Origin of the sequence: Bacillus changyiensis, assembly GCF_027706145.1 — a bacterium.
In the GTDB taxonomy this organism is placed as follows: Bacteria; Bacillota; Bacilli; order Bacillales; family Bacillaceae; genus Bacillus; species Bacillus changyiensis.
In genome coordinates this window covers 188,142-205,052 of sequence record NZ_JAQFWW010000005.1, presented here as the reverse complement: position 1 = coordinate 205,052, position 16,911 = coordinate 188,142, and the positions used below count along the sequence as shown (strand labels likewise).

The following is a 16,911-nucleotide window of genomic DNA, read 5'->3' as shown; positions in this document are numbered from 1 at the left end:
CTTTAAATTGTTAAAAAAGAAAAAAGTCTGTATTTTCAAAAAATATAAATGGCATTTAAAGGTCTATAATTTGACTAAAAATATGGGTAAGGTTACTTGTTTACTGAAGTATATTGAAGGTTATTGCAGAATATAAAAGCATAATACCTTTAGAAAAGAAGCTGGTGGAGAAACACAATTGATGTTTCTCCACTTTAGGACTTATACAAGAGGTCCTCCAATTTTTTCGATTGTTTCTGTATTGGAAAATTTCTTAAAATTGATTTTGAATTCATTTGCTAACTGGATGGCTTTTTCTTGGTAAGTTTTTTCATCCGCCCATGTTTTAGCTGGTTCAAGTACTTGATCAGGGACACCTGGGACGTGGATCGGTGAGTGCAGTCCGAAAATTCGATCCGTTCTCATCTCAGTGTTGTCTAGGTCGCCCTCTATTGCAGCTCGAACCATTGCTCTTGTATGAGCGAGGCTGATCCTTTCTCCTACACCATAACCTCCACCAGTCCAACCAGTATTGACGAGGAACACGCTGACACTGTGTTCGTCAATTTTCTTCCCGAGCATTTCGGCGTAGACATTGGCCGGAAGTGGAAGAAAGGGAGAGCCGAAACATGTGGAAAAAGTTGCTTCAGGAGTCGTGATTCCTCGTTCGGTTCCTGCTAGTTTGCTTGTATATCCACTTAAGAAATGGTACATTGCTTGTTCTTTCGTTAGTTTACTAATCGGAGGTAGTACTCCAAATGCGTCTGCTGTCAAAAATACGATGGTTTGAGGATGTGCAGCAATACTTGGTTTGACTATGTTTTCAATCGCATCTATTGGGTATGCGGCCCTGGTGTTTTCTGTATAAAATGTGTCAGAATAGTCGGGTTCCCCAGTCTCTCTGTCAATTACCACATTCTCTAAAACAGAACCAAAGCGAATCGCCCGATAAATCTGCGGTTCTTTTTCTTCGCTTAAATGAATGCACTTTGCATAGCAACCGCCTTCAATATTAAATATCCCTGTATTGGACCAACCATGTTCATCATCTCCGATTAGCTTCCGATTTGCGTCTGCTGAGAGCGTCGTTTTTCCAGTTCCAGATAAACCGAAGAAAAGCGCTGTTCCGCCTTCCTCACCAATGTTAGCTGAGCAGTGCATTGACAAGACATTTTGTTGAGGAAGGAGGTAGTTCATAATTGAAAAAATCGATTTCTTCATTTCACCGGCATATTCAGTCCCACCGATTAAAATCGTTCGCTTCTCAAATGAAATGATGATGAATGTTTCAGATCTTGTACCGTCGAGAAGTGGATCAGCTTTGAAATTTGGTGCAGAAAGGATAGTAAAGGGCTGCTCAGACATTTTTGTTTGCTGCCCTTCAGGTCTAATGAACAGTTGTCTAGCAAACAGGTTATGCCAAGCGAATTCGTTGACGACGGTTATCGGCAGTTGATATTTTACATCTGCTCCTGCGAACCCGTTAAATACATACAATTCATCACGTTCTTTTAAATAATTGACTACTTTTGTATACAATTTTTCAAAAACATCTTTTGAGATTGGTTGATTGACAGCACCCCAATCAATTTTTTCTTTTGTGCTGTCTTCTTCAACAATGAATTTGTCTTTTGGTGATCGGCCGGTATATGTACCGGTCGTTGCTTGAATAGCCCCTGAAGATGTTAATATTCCTTCTTGACGTTTCAGAATTTTTTCGACCAAATGTGGAACAGGTAAATTAAAATGAACGTTTTGTCCGGTTAATAACGTTTGTAAATCGGCAGTTAAATCAACAGAATTCATAAGAACCTTCCTTTACACGTTATTTAATGTGTATAACATTAATGTAGAATTAGTATAACACATTTATTTATACAGTCTATACTATTTATCAGATTTCGTTCGGGTTTTTTCTTCAATGGAGATTGTTCAAATTTACTTCAACTTATATTGACATAACGAGCCATTTTAAGATAAGATATTTCATTGAACGGATACTCTTATTCCGAGTTGACGGAGGGACAGGCCCGATGAAGTCCAGCAACCGGTTATCTCATATTATAATGAGATGAAGACGGTGCTAACCTGATGCAAGGTGGTTGTTAAATAAACCTTGAACAATAAGAGTGAAAGGTAAGCATGACTAAACCCTTTCCAAAGTGAACAGGAAAAGGTTTTTTTAATGCCTTCAGGACGAAGGTACTGGGCGTTTTTCACAGGACGTGAAAGGTATTAGCCGAGTGTCTAAATGGACGAAGGTACTGGGCGTTTTTCACAGGACGTGAAAGGTATTAGCCGAGTGTCTAAATGGACGAAGGTACTGGGCGTTTTTCACAGGACGTGGAAGGTATTAGCCGAGTGTCCGAAATGGACGAAGCTACCGGAAATTTCACAGAATATAATGAGTAGATTGGAATTCAGCCTCGGTACATATAAAGATTCTAAAGAAGTCTTTTAAAATCAGGGAGTATGAAGTCCTACTATCGTCGCTAAACTAAGAGGAACGAGTTCCGTATCATATTTCAAGGTCACTACTGATTGATCTACATATACAGGAGGAAAACATAAATGAGCAAAAATCGTCGGTTATTTACATCAGAGTCAGTTACGGAGGGACATCCGGACAAAATTTGTGATCAGATTTCGGATAGTATATTAGACGAAATTTTAAAGAAAGATCCAAATGCTCGGGTTGCATGTGAAACATCTGTGACAACCGGTTTGGTGTTAGTAAGTGGTGAAATTACAACATCTACTTATGTTGATATTCCAAAAACAGTTCGTGAAACAATAAAGGAAATTGGATATACTCGTGCTAAATATGGCTTTGATGCTGAAACATGTGCGGTTCTTACATCAATAGATGAACAATCCCCTGATATTGCAATGGGAGTTGATCAGGCATTAGAGGCAAGAGAAGGCGAGATGAGTGAAGCTGAAATTGAAGCAATTGGAGCCGGAGATCAAGGTTTGATGTTTGGGTACGCATGTAATGAAACGAAGGAACTCATGCCTTTGCCGATTTCCCTCGCTCACAAGCTGGCACGTCGTTTGACTGAAGTTCGTAAGGAAGAGATTCTTCCATACTTGCGTCCGGACGGAAAAACACAGGTTACAGTCGAATATGATGAACAAAATAAACCGGTTCGTATCGATACAATTGTCATTTCAACACAACATCATCCAGAAATATCGCTTGAACAAATTCAACGCAACTTGAAAGAATATGTGATTCAACCGGTTGTTCCAGAAGAACTGATTGATGAGGAGACAAAATATTTTATTAATCCAACTGGTCGGTTTGTTATTGGTGGTCCACAGGGTGATGCCGGTTTGACGGGACGGAAAATTATTGTTGACACATATGGTGGATATGCACGTCACGGCGGTGGTGCATTTTCCGGAAAAGATGCGACAAAAGTTGACAGATCCGCCGCATATGCAGCGAGATATGTTGCGAAAAATATCGTAGCTGCAGGGCTTGCTGATTCCTGTGAAGTTCAACTTGCTTATGCTATTGGTGTTGCACAACCAGTATCGATTTCCATCGATACATTCGGTACAGGAAAAGCGGCTGAAGACACATTGATCAGAGTGGTTCGAAATAACTTTGATTTAAGACCTGCTGGCATTATTAAAATGCTTGATTTGCGCCGTCCAATTTACAAACAGACAGCAGCATACGGACATTTTGGACGTCTTGATCTTGATCTGCCTTGGGAACGGACTGATAAAGCAGAACAGCTTCGTAAAGAGGCGTTAGCAGAATAACTAAATAGCCGCTTACATAAGCGGCTTTCATTTTGCACGATAAACGTTAAACCTAGGAATATATAAGATGAATAAGTTGTTTTTTTGTGAGATAATCATTTTTATGAAAACAATTTTAAAGTTTATGAAACATTTTTCTTTTAATACATGTCTAATCAAACAGCAGAAAGTTATCTGTATGAAATTTTTAAAAAAATCGGAGGCAATACTATGTGTGGATTTGTAGGGGTATTCAATCATTGCCCATTATCCGAGACAACAAGCCAAGAAGAATTAATAAAACAAATGAATGAAATGATCGTTCATCGTGGCCCAGATGATGATGGTTATTATCATGATGAACATGTAGGCTTCGGATTCAGAAGACTGAGCATCATTGATGTTGAAAATGGAGGACAGCCTCTGTCTTATGAAGACGATTCATACTGGATCATTTTTAATGGAGAAATTTATAATTATATAGAGTTAAAAGAAGAGCTACTTGCAAAAGGGTACCAGTTTCATACCGATTCAGATACAGAAGTGCTTCTCGCAACTTATCGCCATTATAAACAAGAAGCCGCTTCTAAACTTCGTGGAATGTTTGCATTTTTAATTTGGGATAAAAAAGAACAACTGTTATATGGGGCGCGCGATCCGTTTGGGATTAAACCACTTTACTTTACCAAAACTGAAGGATCTGTTTATTTTGCATCTGAAAGAAAGAGTTTGATGCCAATTGGAGCAGATTTGGAGTTTAATGAGCAGGCACTTCAACAATACACATCATTCCAATTTGTTCCTGAACCTCAAACTCTTGATAAAAAAGTGCAAAAAGTCCAACCTGGTCAGCAGTTTACGATTCGTCCTAATGAAGATATCCAATTTAAAACATACTGGAAAGTTCAATTTAAACCTGTGATGACAGAAGAAGAAAAACTTGTTCAAGAAGTTAGAGATGCTATTTTTGACTCTGTAAAAATCCATATGAGAAGTGATGTACCTGTCGGTTCATTCCTTTCAGGTGGTATCGATTCTTCTTTTATCGTTTCTGTTGCGAAACAGTTTCATCCTAATCTAAAAACGTTCTCTGTCGGTTTTGAGCATGAAGGCTTCAGTGAAGTTGATGTAGCGAAGGAAACTGCCGAAAAAGTCGGTGTGGAAAACTTCAGTGCCATCATTTCTCCTGAAGAGTATATGAATGAACTTCCAAAGATCGTTTGGCATTTAGATGATCCACTTGCAGATCCAGCAGCGATTCCTTTGTATTTTGTCGCCAAGGAAGCGAAAAAGCAAGTGACAGTTGTGTTGTCTGGAGAGGGAGCAGATGAACTATTCGGCGGATACAATATTTATCGTGAACCATTGTCATTAAAACCGTTTGAACGGATCCCATCACCTTTGAAAAAGATGCTTCTCCATATCGCTTCAGTCATGCCTGAAGGAATGAAAGGAAAAAGCTTTTTAATGAGGGGATGTACACCTCTTGAACAACGATATATCGGAAATGCGAAGATCTTTGAAGAAGATGTAAAAGAAAAGTTGCTCAGCCAGTATAATGGTAATCTCTCTTACTGTGATGTAACAAAACCATATTTTGAAGAAAGTCAGTCATATAGTGACATTAATAAGATGCAGTATGTTGATATTCATACATGGCTTCGCGGCGATATTTTGCTGAAGGCTGATAAAATGACAATGGCCAATTCATTAGAGCTTCGCGTGCCATTTTTGGACAAAGTTGTGTTTGATGTAGCTTCAAAAATTCCGGAAGAGCTAAAAACAAAAAATGGCACAACAAAGTATTTACTTAGAAAAGCGGCTGAAGGCATTGTTCCTGATCATGTGTTAAATCGTAAAAAACTAGGTTTCCCTGTACCGATCCGTCACTGGCTGAAAAACGAGATGCATGATTGGGCAGTGAATATGATTAAAGAGAGTGAAACTGATGCATATATTCATAAAGAATATGTATTGCAGCTCCTTGAAGATCACTGTGCGAACAAAGCGGATAACAGCCGTAAAATCTGGACAGTCCTGATCTTTATGATCTGGCACAGTATTTTCGTTGAGAAACGGTATGTGCCCGAAGAACTAAACCATCAACCAAAAGAAGTTATTATTGTTTAACAATACAAAAAGGTTTTCGATTCATCAGTCGAAAACCTTTTTTCTTAAATGATTTGGCAAAGAAGCTGTCTAAAAAGTCCTTTATCAACATGAATTAGGGGGAATTGCGAGACTCCTGCGGAAAACGAGCAAATTCCCCCATTTTTATTTATCCACACTACTTTCAGGACACCCCTTTTGATTTAAAAACATATGATCATATACGTCAAGGTTCCGGTCAACACGCCGAGTGCTAGTCCTGAAAGGACATCTGAAGGATAGTGGAGGCCGAGATAAACTCTTGAAAGACCAACACTTACTCCAATCGGGATTAATAAAAACATGCTGATCGGATAGAATATGATAAGTGGTGTGATAATGGAAAATATAGCCGTTGTATGCCCTGATGGAAAAGAATGATCTGTTAGTGGATTTGGCAGGACATGTGTTTGTTTCAATGTCATGTAAGGTCTTTTTCTAGGACAAAGCTTTTTCATCAGCATGACTTGAAGATGGCTGATCAAAAGAGCGATGGCACATGCAGCACCCGCCATTCTTAGGTTTCCCGAGCCAAAAGCAATCAGTGTTAGTGATGTTAAAATTGTGCATAAAGCGCCTCCTAAATGGGTCAAAATGCGAAAGTAGCGATTTAAAGATTTTTGATGAAAACGGCCATTGAGAATCAATAGGACCCGACATTCAAAGTGATATAGGCCATTCATCAGCTTATTCAACAGATCACCCTCCTTAGATGAATCGCTTCACTTTCATTGTGATAAATAAATGTTTAATAAGTAATAAGTATTTGTAAAGATTCCGGGAATTTTTTAAAAAAGCCATAAGCACTGTTGGCTTATGGTTTGGAATTGTTTTTGTTTAATTTACAACGGGAAAAATGGTAAAATTAACATGGCTCATCCTTTTTTTGCAGGGACTTGTAATGCTGTCCTTTTTCAATATATTCTTTGTGAATTCTTTCCATTTCTTGTTTGTCATGGTCTGTCAATGGACGAATGACTTTTGCTGGTCTGCCAAAAGCGAGATGAAAGGGTGGGATCTTTTTGCCAGGTGGAACAAGACTGCCAGCTCCAATAAAGGCGCCTTCACCGATTTCGGCCCCATCTAAAATAATTGATCCCATACCGATCAGTGCATTCCGGCGAATCACAGCACTATGTAATGTCACTTGATGGCCAACCGTTACACCATCTTCAATGAGAAGCGGCAGGTCTGGACTTTGATGCAAACAAGAAAGATCTTGAATATTAACGCCTTTTCCAATCGTAACTGGTGCAACATCACCGCGGATCACAACAGAGAACCAAACGCTTGCTAGTTCTCCAAGTTTGACATCACCGGTAATTGTCGCATTATCGGCAATAAAGGCGGTTTCATGTATAACAGGTAAAGTACCTTGATAAGGGTAGATCATGTGCTTCATCCTTTCAATTTGTGTCATTAAAAAAGTGTGTGAGGTGGTCATCATTATGCTGTACATGGAAGCAGAACGGCCAGTGGCTGTCATCGTCGTTGTCCATGGTGCCTGTGAACATCATAGACGGTACAAATGGTTAGCAGAAATGTGGTGTTCATCCGGGTACCATGTGATCATGGGTGACTTGCCTGGTGCTGGTACATCAACAAGGCGTAGAGGGCATATCCGGACATTTCAAGAATATCTTGATGAAGTAGACAAATGGGTTGACAAGGCAAAAGCTTTTCAGTTGCCTGTGTTCATTCTTGGACACAGTATGGGCGGGCTTGTTGTCATTGAATGGTTCAAGCAACACCGAGAAGGTATTACCGGTCTCATTTTATCATCACCGTGTCTTGGGCTGCAATTAAAGCCGAATAAATTAATGGATGTGATCGCAAAAGGTCTTAATGTTGTTGCTCCGACCCTTAGATTTGAATCAGGGATAACCCCTGATAAAGCAACGAGAAATAAAAAAATCATTGAAATGGATAGCAATGATCCATTATATTTCACAAAAGTTTCTGTTAGATGGTATCAAGAAATATTAAAAACGATGAAAAACGCGATGGAGCCAACCGATGCTTTCATAAAAACTCCATTGCTTGTCATGCAGGCGGGAACTGATTTTCTTGTTGATAAGAAAATGGTCATCAAGTGGTTTGACCAACTTCCTTCACACCATAAGACATACAGGGAATGGGAAGGTTTATATCATGAAGTTTTTAATGAACCTGAACGGGAAGATGTCTTTAAAACGGCAAAAGCATTCACAGAACACCATATCATATAATGGAGGTGCAATCTTTGTCAGTACCGGAGCATCCTTTTGGATTAATGGCAAGAGTATATAAAGATGTTTTTCCGCTTGTTCATCAAGAATTAGATAAATGGCGAACCAAGGCGGAAAGCATTGAAAATCCTGAACTGAAATCACAGGCACTGGCGAGCTTAAAAAATAAAGCTTTTCATTGTGAAGGAGGCGGCATTATGGCACTCCTTTCAGGTCAGCAAATTGAGCAATCGATTCGCTTTATTATCGCCTATCAAACGATTAGCGACTATCTTGATAATTTATGTGATCGGAGTACATCCCTTGACCCGGAAGATTTCTCAATGCTTCATCAGTCAATGAAAGATGCTTTGACTGTCGGGGCGGAATTAAAAAACTATTATCAATTCAGGGAAGATCAAAATGATCAGGGCTATTTGCATGAATTAGTCAAAACATGCCAAAACGTCTTAGCTACGACCGAAAATTATCATGTCATGAAGGATTATTTGTACGAACTTTGCAGTTATTATTGTGATCTGCAAGTTCATAAACATGTCATTGAACATGAACGTGTCCCACGGCTTGAAGCTTGGTTTAACAACTATAAATCCGCTTTACCAAAGATGGAATGGTATGAGTTTTCAGCGTGTGCAGGTTCGACACTCGGCATTTTTTGTTTAGTATCCTATTCAGTTCGTTCTGACTTTACGGAAGGTCTGGCAAAAAAAATTCGTGATAGCTATTTTCCGTACGTACAAGGATTGCATATTCTGCTTGATTATTTGATTGATCAAGAAGAAGATTTGCTCGGTGGGGACTTAAACTTTTGTACATACTATTCATCCCATACAGAGATGATGGAAAGACTTAAATATTTTATCGAAATGGCTGATGAACATTTGCGTGGAATTCCGCATGAAAATTTCCATCGTTTAATTAACAGAGGTCTATTAGGTGTATACTTATCCGATGATAAGGTAGCGAGCCAAAAAGAAATGGGGCGTCTGGCTAAAAAGTTGATTAAAGCAAGCGGCAAAACGTCTTTCTTTTTCTATATCAATGGTAGAGCGTATCGTAAGTTACAAAAAATGCCTTGGAATAAAAGTTCATAAGTAAAGCTCAAATCACGTTTGGATTTGAGCTTTTTTTTCTATGGCAATGATAAATGGTGGATCATTGCGCTGATTTACATATTGAAACAAGAGAACACGAGCTGTATCTTGATCAAGTGAACAGCAAAATTCAAGAAGGTCGTCTTTTTCCCGTTTACCTTCAGGATGACCATGATAAACGACCAAAACGATCAAACCTTCAGGTCGTAAAATGTTTAATAACTGTTTAATACTTGAGATCGTTGATGCACTTTTCGTTGTTAACGATTTATCGCCACCCGGCAAGTATCCTAAGTTAAAAACGGCTGCTGCTACCTTTCCAGAAATATGTGTTGGAAGAGTGGAGATGAGTTGATCATGACTTTTTTGAAACAGAGTCACCCGCTTTAGATATTCATTTCCAAGTCTTTCCGCAGTATGGGAGAGAGCAGATTGTTGAATATCAAAGGCATAAACATGCCCGCTTTCACCAACAAGCTCTGCCAAAAAGTAAGTGTCATGCCCATTTCCCATTGTTGCGTCAATGACAATATCTCCTTCACCCGCAGCTAGTTTTAAGAGATCTTTTGCGTAAGGTAGGATTTTTTTAAGCTTCATGATGAGTTGCTTCTTTCAGCGTTTTAAAATATTTCCCTTGGTAACTATCTCGCGTTTGTAGTTCATCGTTTATCGCATTCAGTACTTCCCATTTATTAACGCTCCACATTGGTCCGACCATTAATTCGATTGGACCATCTCCCGTAATTCTGTGTATGATCATTTCCGGTGGCAAAATCTCTAGTTGATCACAGACAAGTTGGACATACTCGTCTTGAGAGAGGAATGTAAGCTTTCCTTTTTCATATTGCTTGACCATTGGTGTTCCTTTTAAAAGGTGGAGTAAATGGATTTTGATCCCTTGTACATCTAAATGGGCAACAGCTCTTGCTGTTTCCATCATCATCTCCCGGTCTTCTAGAGGAAGGCCGTTAATGATATGAGAACAAACACGGATTCCATGTTTTCTTAGTTTATTGACACCTTCAATATAGCACTCATAATCATGGGCACGATTGATCAAGGAAGCCGTCCGTTCGTGAACGGTTTGCAGGCCGAGTTCAACCCAAAGGTATGTCCGTTCATTCAGTTCAGCCAGATATTCGACAACATCATCAGGAAGACAGTCAGGACGCGTTGCAATTGAAAGGCCAACAACACCGTCAAGATTCAGAACGGTTTCATACTTTTCACGGAGAACGCTGACAGGGGCATGTGTATTCGTAAAAGCTTGGAAATAAGCCATATATTTGCCATCTTTCCACTTTTCATGCATCCGATCGCGTATATCATGAAATTGAGTCACAAGATCATCAACACGGTTTCCGGCAAAATCGCCGCTTCCGGCAGCACTGCAAAATGTACATCCCCCATGAGCAACCGTTCCATCACGATTTGGACAGTCAAACCCACCGTCTAGGGCCACTTTAAAAACTTTATGACCAAAATGTTTTTTTAAATGGTAATTCCATGTATGATAACGTTTGTCACTGTTTGAATATGGAAAAAGATTATGTTGATGCACCACAAAAGAACCTCCTCTAATAGATGGCATTATAAAATTGTAGCAAAAATAAACGATTTGAACAAATCGAAGTTGGACCATTATTTTCTTTACTGATCTAAGGATCGTCTGGCCAAACTAAAAGTGATGGAATGATTCCATTAAGGAGGGGTTTTCTTGGCGACAAGACAATCTGTTGGTGAGCACATCCAAAGAAGCGAAGATGCATATGAATTCGCTATATCTCAGTTTGAAACTGCATGTAAGCAGGAACATTATAATGAGACAGAGTACAGTGATGCGCAGCTTGGGCTTGAAAGTGCGGTCAATGATTTGAATAAGCTCTCATTGTTTGCGAATGAGCAGCAACGAGAAGAAATTTACCGCAAGCGGCTTCAGCTGCAAACCCTTCAAAACAATATGATCTTGCAGAGATCATTTGAAAGACCTCTTTAATAAGGGGTCTTTTATTTATATATGGCATTGTTCCACCACCGGGTGTTCAGTAAATAAAAAAAGTGTTGACAATTTGCATATCTCTCTTTATTGTATTAGGTGTACTATAAAAAGTAATACACTTAATACATGATAAAAAGAATCTCTTTTTAAAGGAGAGTTTAAAATGAAACGAAAAAAACGAATGAACACAAGAAAATACTTCACTTTAGTGATTTCTGGGGCAATTGCTTGTACATTTCTTTTTATGTTTACAGCAGTTAGTTCTGTTGTGAAGCAAAAGGTTGAACAAAAGCTCCTTCCAAGTGATTCTATTCAATATATTCACACGCAAATTAAGCCTTAATAAAGATATGGATCGTTATCCTATGCTAAACAATATCGGAAATGGTAAGAAAGAAGGGAGATAGATGATTCAAATCGATCCAAGAAGCTCAACACCGATCTATGAACAGATCATTCAGCAAATGAAAGAGCTTTGTTTAAAAGGGATAATGAAACCCGGTGATAAGCTTCCTTCTGTTAGAGAGCTTGCAACGGTTATTATTGCAAATCCAAATACTGTTAGTAAAGCCTATAAAGAACTTGAACGCGAAGGAATTATTGAAACTTTGCGGGGAAGAGGGACATACATTTCAGAAAATGCAAAAATCACGCTTGATGAAGGGAAGATCACGATGATTAAAGAGCAACTAAAACAACTGATCATCGATGCGCACTATGCAGGAATTGACATAAAAAAACTACAAGAGTGGATAACGGAAATCAGCAAAGAAGTAAAGGGGGGCGAACAAATATGATCGAGTTACAGCATGTTTCAAAAACAATTAATGGACAAGAGATACTGAAAAATATCTCTTTAAAGCTTGAAGAAGGGGAAATTTTCGGGTTGCTCGGGCGAAACGGTTCAGGGAAAACAACGCTTTTGCGCCTCATCCAGCAAATTTTACTTCCTGATGACGGAGAGATTCTATTTGATGGTGTCAAAGTTAAGGATCATCCGCTAGTGAAACGTAATATCGTGTATATGCCTGTTCAAAATCCTTATTTTGAAAAATACCATTACAAACAGCTCGTTGCTTTGCTTCGCAACATTTATCCGGACTTTGATGTCACTTATGCCAATGAATTGATGAATAGATATGGAATACCTGAAACAAAAAAATATCGTGAACTATCAACAGGATTAAAAAAACAATTTTCCATCATTCTTGCTTTCGCTATTAGACCAGCGGTCATTTTGCTTGACGAACCGACAGATGGAATTGATGCGGTCACAAGGCATGATGTTCTTCAATTGATGGTTGATGAAGTGGCTGAAAACCGTACCACAATCCTAATTACGTCCCACAGACTCGAAGATATTGAGAGAATGTGTAACAGAATCGGGTTTCTTGAAGACAATACATTGTCAAATGTCATGGACCTTGATGAACTAAAAAGTGAATTTATCAAGATTCAAATGGCTTTTGAGGAAGATATCAACTTGAAAATCAGGGAAAAAGAAATTCCTGTTTTAGATCAAACTGGGGTGTTTTATACAGTGCTTCTTTCGAAAGAAGATGAGATCAGAAAACAATTTCTTAAAAGTTTGTCTCCTAAAGTATGGAATGAACTTCCTGTCAGCCTTGAGGAGGTATTCATTGCAAAGTTTGGAGGAAAACGCAGATGGTAGACCGGGGATTACTTTATAAGGAATGGAAACAGCATCAAATTTTGTTTCTGATCATTTTTTGTTTTTTGTTATTCATTCATCCTTTTTCACTTTTAAATGATTATCGTGCCTACTTAAATGAGCTGCACTACTATCCTAATGAGGCACGTTTTATTATTGATTATGCACCTTATGGCTATGCAATAACTTGGCAAATAGGGCTAGGCATTATATTAGCTGTCTTTCAGATAGGAATGGAGCGAAGCAAAGGTTTGCTTGACTTTACCTTAAGCTTGCCCTATTCAAGAAGTCAGGTATTTAATACGAAATTTTTCCTCGGCGTCATCGTGTTAATCGCATCTCAATTGCTCAGTTATTTGTTATCAGAGCTATTGATCATGATTCTTAAACCTGAAAGTGTGCTTTTTTTCCACCATTATATGATTGGCTCAATGGTGATTAGTTTTATGGCTTATGCTTTAGTCATGGCTGCAGGAGCCTTGACAGGTCATATCATTGCTCAGTTATTAACAGCGTTTAGTGTTGCAATCATGCCTTTTTTAATCATTGGTCTGCCTGTATTAAATCTGTCAGTTTGGATGGGGAGGTCTGCTTTTGAAAAATCGTTTCCTTTATTTGATAGTTCATTAAAGTATCTCATTCCAATCGTTTATATAGATGGACATTGGGTCACTGAATCAACATTTATTTTGTTCATCCCAGTTTTTATAAGCATTTTGTTTTATTTGATTGGCCACTTTAGTTTTCTAAAACATCACAATGAACGAAACGGAAATTTTTTCTTGTTTAAACAACTTGACCGTCCCGTTCAAATTACAGTCACCATTTTTGGAATTCTTGGTTTTGGGTACTTCGGTTATGAATCCGGCGATTCTCTTACCGGATATGTAATCGGGATGATCATAGGTGCAGTCGTTGGCTTTTCCATTAGTTACTTTTCAATTTATAAAAAAACAAAGTACTGATCATGTTATTTTCTCCGACAAAAGGGAGGTATTCATCGTAAAGTTTGGAGGGAAACACAGATGATAGACCGCGGATTACTTTTTAAAGAGTGGAAACACAATCAAGCTCTGTTCATTACAATTTTTTGTTTACTGCTTCTTATCACTCCTGCTTCGATTATAGATCAATATCATGACTATCAACATACATTTTATCACTTCTCTGATAGGGCCCGTTTTGTGATTGATTACACGCCAACAGACTCATTCACTTGGCGAATTGGGATAGCTATTATATTGGCGGTCGTTCAGTTAGGAGTGGAGCGAAGCAAAGGCTGGCTGGATTTTACGTTAAGTCTACCCTATACAAGAGGTCAGGTATTTAATACAAAATTTTTGCTAGGTGGAGTGGTGTTAATGACCTCCCAGTTGCTTAGCTATTTGCTATCAGAGGTATTGTTCATCATTCTCAAACCTGAAAGTGTATTATTTTTTCAGCATTATATGATTGGTTCTCTGGTGATTAGTTTTATGGCTTATGCTTTAGTCATCGCTGCTGGAGCCATGACAGGCCATATTTTTGCACAGTTGTTAACAGCGTTTAGTGTTACAATCATGCCGTTTTTATTGGTTGTTCTACCTTTTCTAAATGTAAAAATGATCTTTGAAAGGGATACTTTTTGGCATCAAATCCCCTTATTAGATAACCCATTGTTGCAGTTTTGCATTCCAATCGTTTATATAAATACAGGTGCTTGGCTCAGTGAGTCAATGAATATCCTGTTAATCCCAGCTATCATGAGCATTTTGTTTTATCTAATCGGTTACTTTTGTTTTAGCAAACAGCCTAGCGAACGAGCAGGAAGCTTTTTCTTATGGAAACAGCTTGACCGTCCGGTTCAAATTGCGGTGATTATTTTTGGGATTCTTGGATTTGGATATATAGGTTATGATGCTGATGATTCTCTTATCGGATATGGAGTTGGAATGATCATAGGTGCAGTCGTTGGCTTTTTGCTTAGCTACTTTTTAATTTATAAAAAAACAAAGTATTAATAAAGGAGAGAGATTATGATTCATATTCAGCATATCCATCATTCTTTCACAATTGGAAAAAAAGGACGAGAAAATGAAATTAAAGTGTTAAAAGATGTTTCACTGACTGTCGAAAAAGGTGAGATCGCCTGTGTTGTGGGGCGAAGCGGTTCAGGTAAATCAACACTATTAAACTTAATATCTGGCTACATAGCCCCGACAAAAGGGAAGATTGTAATTGATGGAACTGATGTGACAGCATTCAGTGAGAAAGACTGGGCAACGTTCCGGCTTGAAAATTTCGGCTTTATCTTTCAAAGCTTTCAACTCATCCCAAGCTTAACGACGTTTGAAAATATTGAGCTACCGCTCACCTTAAAAGGCATTCGTCCGGCAGAAAGAAAACAAAAGGTCAATGAAATGTTGCAACGGGTCGGTCTTGAAAATCATGCTGGCCATTATCCGAACGAGCTTTCCGGTGGACAGCAGCAACGCGTCAGTATCGCACGGGCACTCATTTTAAACCCGTCGATTATATTAGCAGATGAGCCGACGGGAAGTTTGGACTCTGAAACAGAACAGGAAATCCTCCAGTTTATAAAGCAGCTGAACAGAGAAAGAGGAATTACTTTTATTATCATCACTCATGATGATGAGGTAGCATCAATCGCCAGTAAGAAATTTCATTTAGCAGATGGCGTCCTGAAGAAAGGGGATGAGACCCTTGAAGTTTAAAGATCAGCTTAGATTTATTAGAAGAAATATGAAGAAAAACCGCTTGCGGGTGTTTATGACGATTCTTGCAACAACTGTTGCCTGTGCGTTTTTAATTGTGCTTGCTTCTGTTGGGTTTGGATTGCAAAAATCGATGACTGAAGAGCTGATGAAGGATCAGATTGTCACGAAAATTGATGTCTTCGGGAAAGATGATCAACCTGACAAGCCGGTTCAAAAGAAAGACTTGAAAGAGTTTGAAAACCATGAACATGTTACAGCTATTTTTGAGCGTACAGAAGTACACGTACCTATAGAAGCTAAATTTGGTAAGCGGACCAACACTCAAGTACCACAGCTTATGATTACGGATATGGCGGGAGAAGAAAAAGCCAACTTAGATTTGGACCGCGGACGGGTGGCAAAGTCACCGAACGAAATTGTTGTCGGCTATCATTTTGGCAAAATGTTCTGGACGAAAAAAGAAACGGAGAAATATGAAAAACAGGTAAGTAAAAATGTAGAAGAAGCTAAACAACCAAAGGGGTATAAAGGCGATATCCTGGGAAAAACGATTGAATTAAAAGTCACAAAAGAAGGGGAAAAAGGGAAGAAAAAAGTTAAAACATATGATCTAAAAGTTGTCGGTGTGGCGAAAAAACCTTCATATGATTGGGCAACTGACTCCAACGTTTTTGTTAGTAATGAAATGGAGAAAGATATAACTGGTTTTCTAAAAGCTGATAAAGATAGTGGGGACATTGTAAAAAGTTTGGCGGTTTATGCTGACAGCGGTGATCATGTCGGCGATATTACCAAAGATTTAGAGGATAAAGGATACCATGTTGATTCGATCACCAAAAAGCTCGAGGGTATCAATGTGTTTTTCACCGCTTTTAAAATCGGTCTAATTTTTGTTGGGGTGATAGCGGTGTTGATTTCTGCGATTGGAATCTTTAATACGATGACAATGGCAGTCACAGAAAGAACACAGGAAATTGGCATTATGAAAGCAATCGGGGCAAGTCCGAATATCATTCGCAAAATGTTTTTACTGGAAAGTGCCTATATTGGTGTCATCGGCTCTGTATTTGGAATTATCATTTCATATGGTGTCAGCTTTTTGGTAAATAAGCTTGTACCCGTTATTTTATCATCGGTTTCTGAGGGAGGAAACGGCGAGGTGTTTAATATCACTTTCTCACACATACCGGTTAGTCTTGTCCTGATTGCAACCGTGATCAGTGCAGGAGTGGCAATTCTTTCAGGCTTGAATCCAGCTGTTAAAGCAACGAAAACGAACGTACTAACAGCTCTAAGAAGAGAATTATAGATTGAAAGCCGG

17 protein-coding genes and 1 riboswitch are annotated in these 16,911 nt (G+C 38.7%); of the genes, 12 read left to right on the top strand and 5 right to left on the bottom strand.

From position 1 onward, the window contains the following. Positions 1-201: 201 nt before the first annotated feature. Complete coding sequence (pckA, locus tag PDT38_RS15270) at positions 202-1,785, bottom strand: phosphoenolpyruvate carboxykinase (ATP) (RefSeq protein WP_270802820.1); 1,584 nt, start codon at positions 1,783-1,785, stop codon at positions 202-204. A 194-nt stretch (positions 1,786-1,979) separates the two neighbouring features. Next, positions 1,980-2,109: riboswitch (SAM riboswitch) on the top strand. A 441-nt stretch (positions 2,110-2,550) separates the two neighbouring features. Between pckA and metK the strand changes: the two genes are divergently transcribed. Together metK and asnB are read left to right on the top strand one after the other, a co-directional pair. Then, on the top strand, positions 2,551-3,753 hold the full coding sequence (gene metK, locus PDT38_RS15265) for a methionine adenosyltransferase (protein WP_270802818.1): 1,203 nt from the start codon (positions 2,551-2,553) through the stop codon (positions 3,751-3,753). Positions 3,754-3,963: 210 nt separating this feature from the next. Then, positions 3,964-5,862, top strand: a complete 1,899-nt coding sequence (asnB, locus tag PDT38_RS15260) for an asparagine synthase (glutamine-hydrolyzing) (RefSeq protein WP_270802816.1) — start codon at positions 3,964-3,966, stop codon at positions 5,860-5,862. Positions 5,863-6,044: 182 nt separating this feature from the next. On the opposite strand, the gene PDT38_RS15255 is transcribed toward asnB, so the two are convergent. Both PDT38_RS15255 and PDT38_RS15250 read right to left on the bottom strand, forming a co-directional pair. Further along, entirely contained in the window at positions 6,045-6,575 is a 531-nt protein-coding gene (locus PDT38_RS15255; RefSeq protein ID WP_270802815.1) for a phosphatase PAP2 family protein, read from the bottom strand. A 170-nt stretch (positions 6,576-6,745) separates the two neighbouring features. Continuing rightward, positions 6,746-7,273 (bottom strand): gamma carbonic anhydrase, encoded by a 528-nt coding sequence (locus tag PDT38_RS15250; RefSeq protein WP_270802813.1) that lies wholly within the window; start codon positions 7,271-7,273, stop codon positions 6,746-6,748. Between the two features lie 55 nt (positions 7,274-7,328). Between PDT38_RS15250 and PDT38_RS15245 the strand changes: the two genes are divergently transcribed. Beyond that, complete coding sequence (locus PDT38_RS15245) at positions 7,329-8,108, top strand: alpha/beta hydrolase (protein WP_270802812.1); 780 nt, start codon at positions 7,329-7,331, stop codon at positions 8,106-8,108. A 14-nt stretch (positions 8,109-8,122) separates the two neighbouring features. Next, a complete protein-coding gene (locus tag PDT38_RS15240; protein WP_270802810.1) occupies positions 8,123-9,202 on the top strand; it encodes a tetraprenyl-beta-curcumene synthase family protein in 1,080 nt (359 codons plus the stop codon). Positions 9,203-9,214: 12 nt separating this feature from the next. Here PDT38_RS15240 and PDT38_RS15235 read toward each other — a convergent pair whose 3' ends face one another. Continuing rightward, on the bottom strand, positions 9,215-9,799 hold the full coding sequence (locus tag PDT38_RS15235) for a tRNA (mnm(5)s(2)U34)-methyltransferase (RefSeq protein ID WP_270802809.1): 585 nt from the start codon (positions 9,797-9,799) through the stop codon (positions 9,215-9,217). Next, complete coding sequence (locus tag PDT38_RS15230) at positions 9,789-10,763, bottom strand: TIGR01212 family radical SAM protein (RefSeq protein ID WP_270802807.1); 975 nt, start codon at positions 10,761-10,763, stop codon at positions 9,789-9,791. The genes PDT38_RS15235 and PDT38_RS15230 overlap by 11 nt, the downstream gene beginning before the upstream one ends. 156 nt (positions 10,764-10,919) lie before the next feature. Between PDT38_RS15230 and PDT38_RS15225 the strand changes: the two genes are divergently transcribed. The 8 genes from PDT38_RS15225 to PDT38_RS15190 all read left to right on the top strand — a co-directional run bounded on the left by PDT38_RS15225 (position 10,920) and on the right by PDT38_RS15190 (position 16,899). Beyond that, positions 10,920-11,198, top strand: coding sequence for a YtzC family protein (locus tag PDT38_RS15225; protein ID WP_270802805.1), 279 nt, complete (start codon positions 10,920-10,922; stop codon positions 11,196-11,198). A 166-nt stretch (positions 11,199-11,364) separates the two neighbouring features. Then, a complete protein-coding gene (locus tag PDT38_RS15220) occupies positions 11,365-11,544 on the top strand; it encodes a hypothetical protein (protein WP_270802803.1) in 180 nt (59 codons plus the stop codon). Positions 11,545-11,608: 64 nt separating this feature from the next. Then, complete coding sequence (locus PDT38_RS15215) at positions 11,609-11,998, top strand: GntR family transcriptional regulator (RefSeq protein WP_270802801.1); 390 nt, start codon at positions 11,609-11,611, stop codon at positions 11,996-11,998. Further along, entirely contained in the window at positions 11,995-12,873 is an 879-nt protein-coding gene (locus PDT38_RS15210; RefSeq protein ID WP_270802799.1) for an ATP-binding cassette domain-containing protein, read from the top strand. Before PDT38_RS15215 ends, PDT38_RS15210 begins: the two co-directional genes overlap by 4 nt. Beyond that, positions 12,867-13,838, top strand: coding sequence for an ABC transporter permease (locus PDT38_RS15205; RefSeq protein WP_270802797.1), 972 nt, complete (start codon positions 12,867-12,869; stop codon positions 13,836-13,838). The genes PDT38_RS15210 and PDT38_RS15205 overlap by 7 nt, the downstream gene beginning before the upstream one ends. A gap of 60 nt (positions 13,839-13,898) precedes the next feature. Continuing rightward, positions 13,899-14,873 carry an ABC-2 transporter permease gene (locus PDT38_RS15200; protein WP_270802795.1) on the top strand — a complete coding sequence of 325 codons (975 nt, stop codon included), beginning with the start codon at positions 13,899-13,901 and terminating at the stop codon, positions 14,871-14,873. Positions 14,874-14,888: 15 nt separating this feature from the next. Continuing rightward, positions 14,889-15,587 carry an ABC transporter ATP-binding protein gene (locus PDT38_RS15195; RefSeq protein WP_270802793.1) on the top strand — a complete coding sequence of 233 codons (699 nt, stop codon included), beginning with the start codon at positions 14,889-14,891 and terminating at the stop codon, positions 15,585-15,587. After that, positions 15,577-16,899: an ABC transporter permease gene (locus PDT38_RS15190; protein ID WP_270802792.1), complete on the top strand. Its 1,323-nt coding sequence runs from the start codon at positions 15,577-15,579 to the stop codon at positions 16,897-16,899. Before PDT38_RS15195 ends, PDT38_RS15190 begins: the two co-directional genes overlap by 11 nt. Positions 16,900-16,911 lie beyond the last annotated feature (12 nt).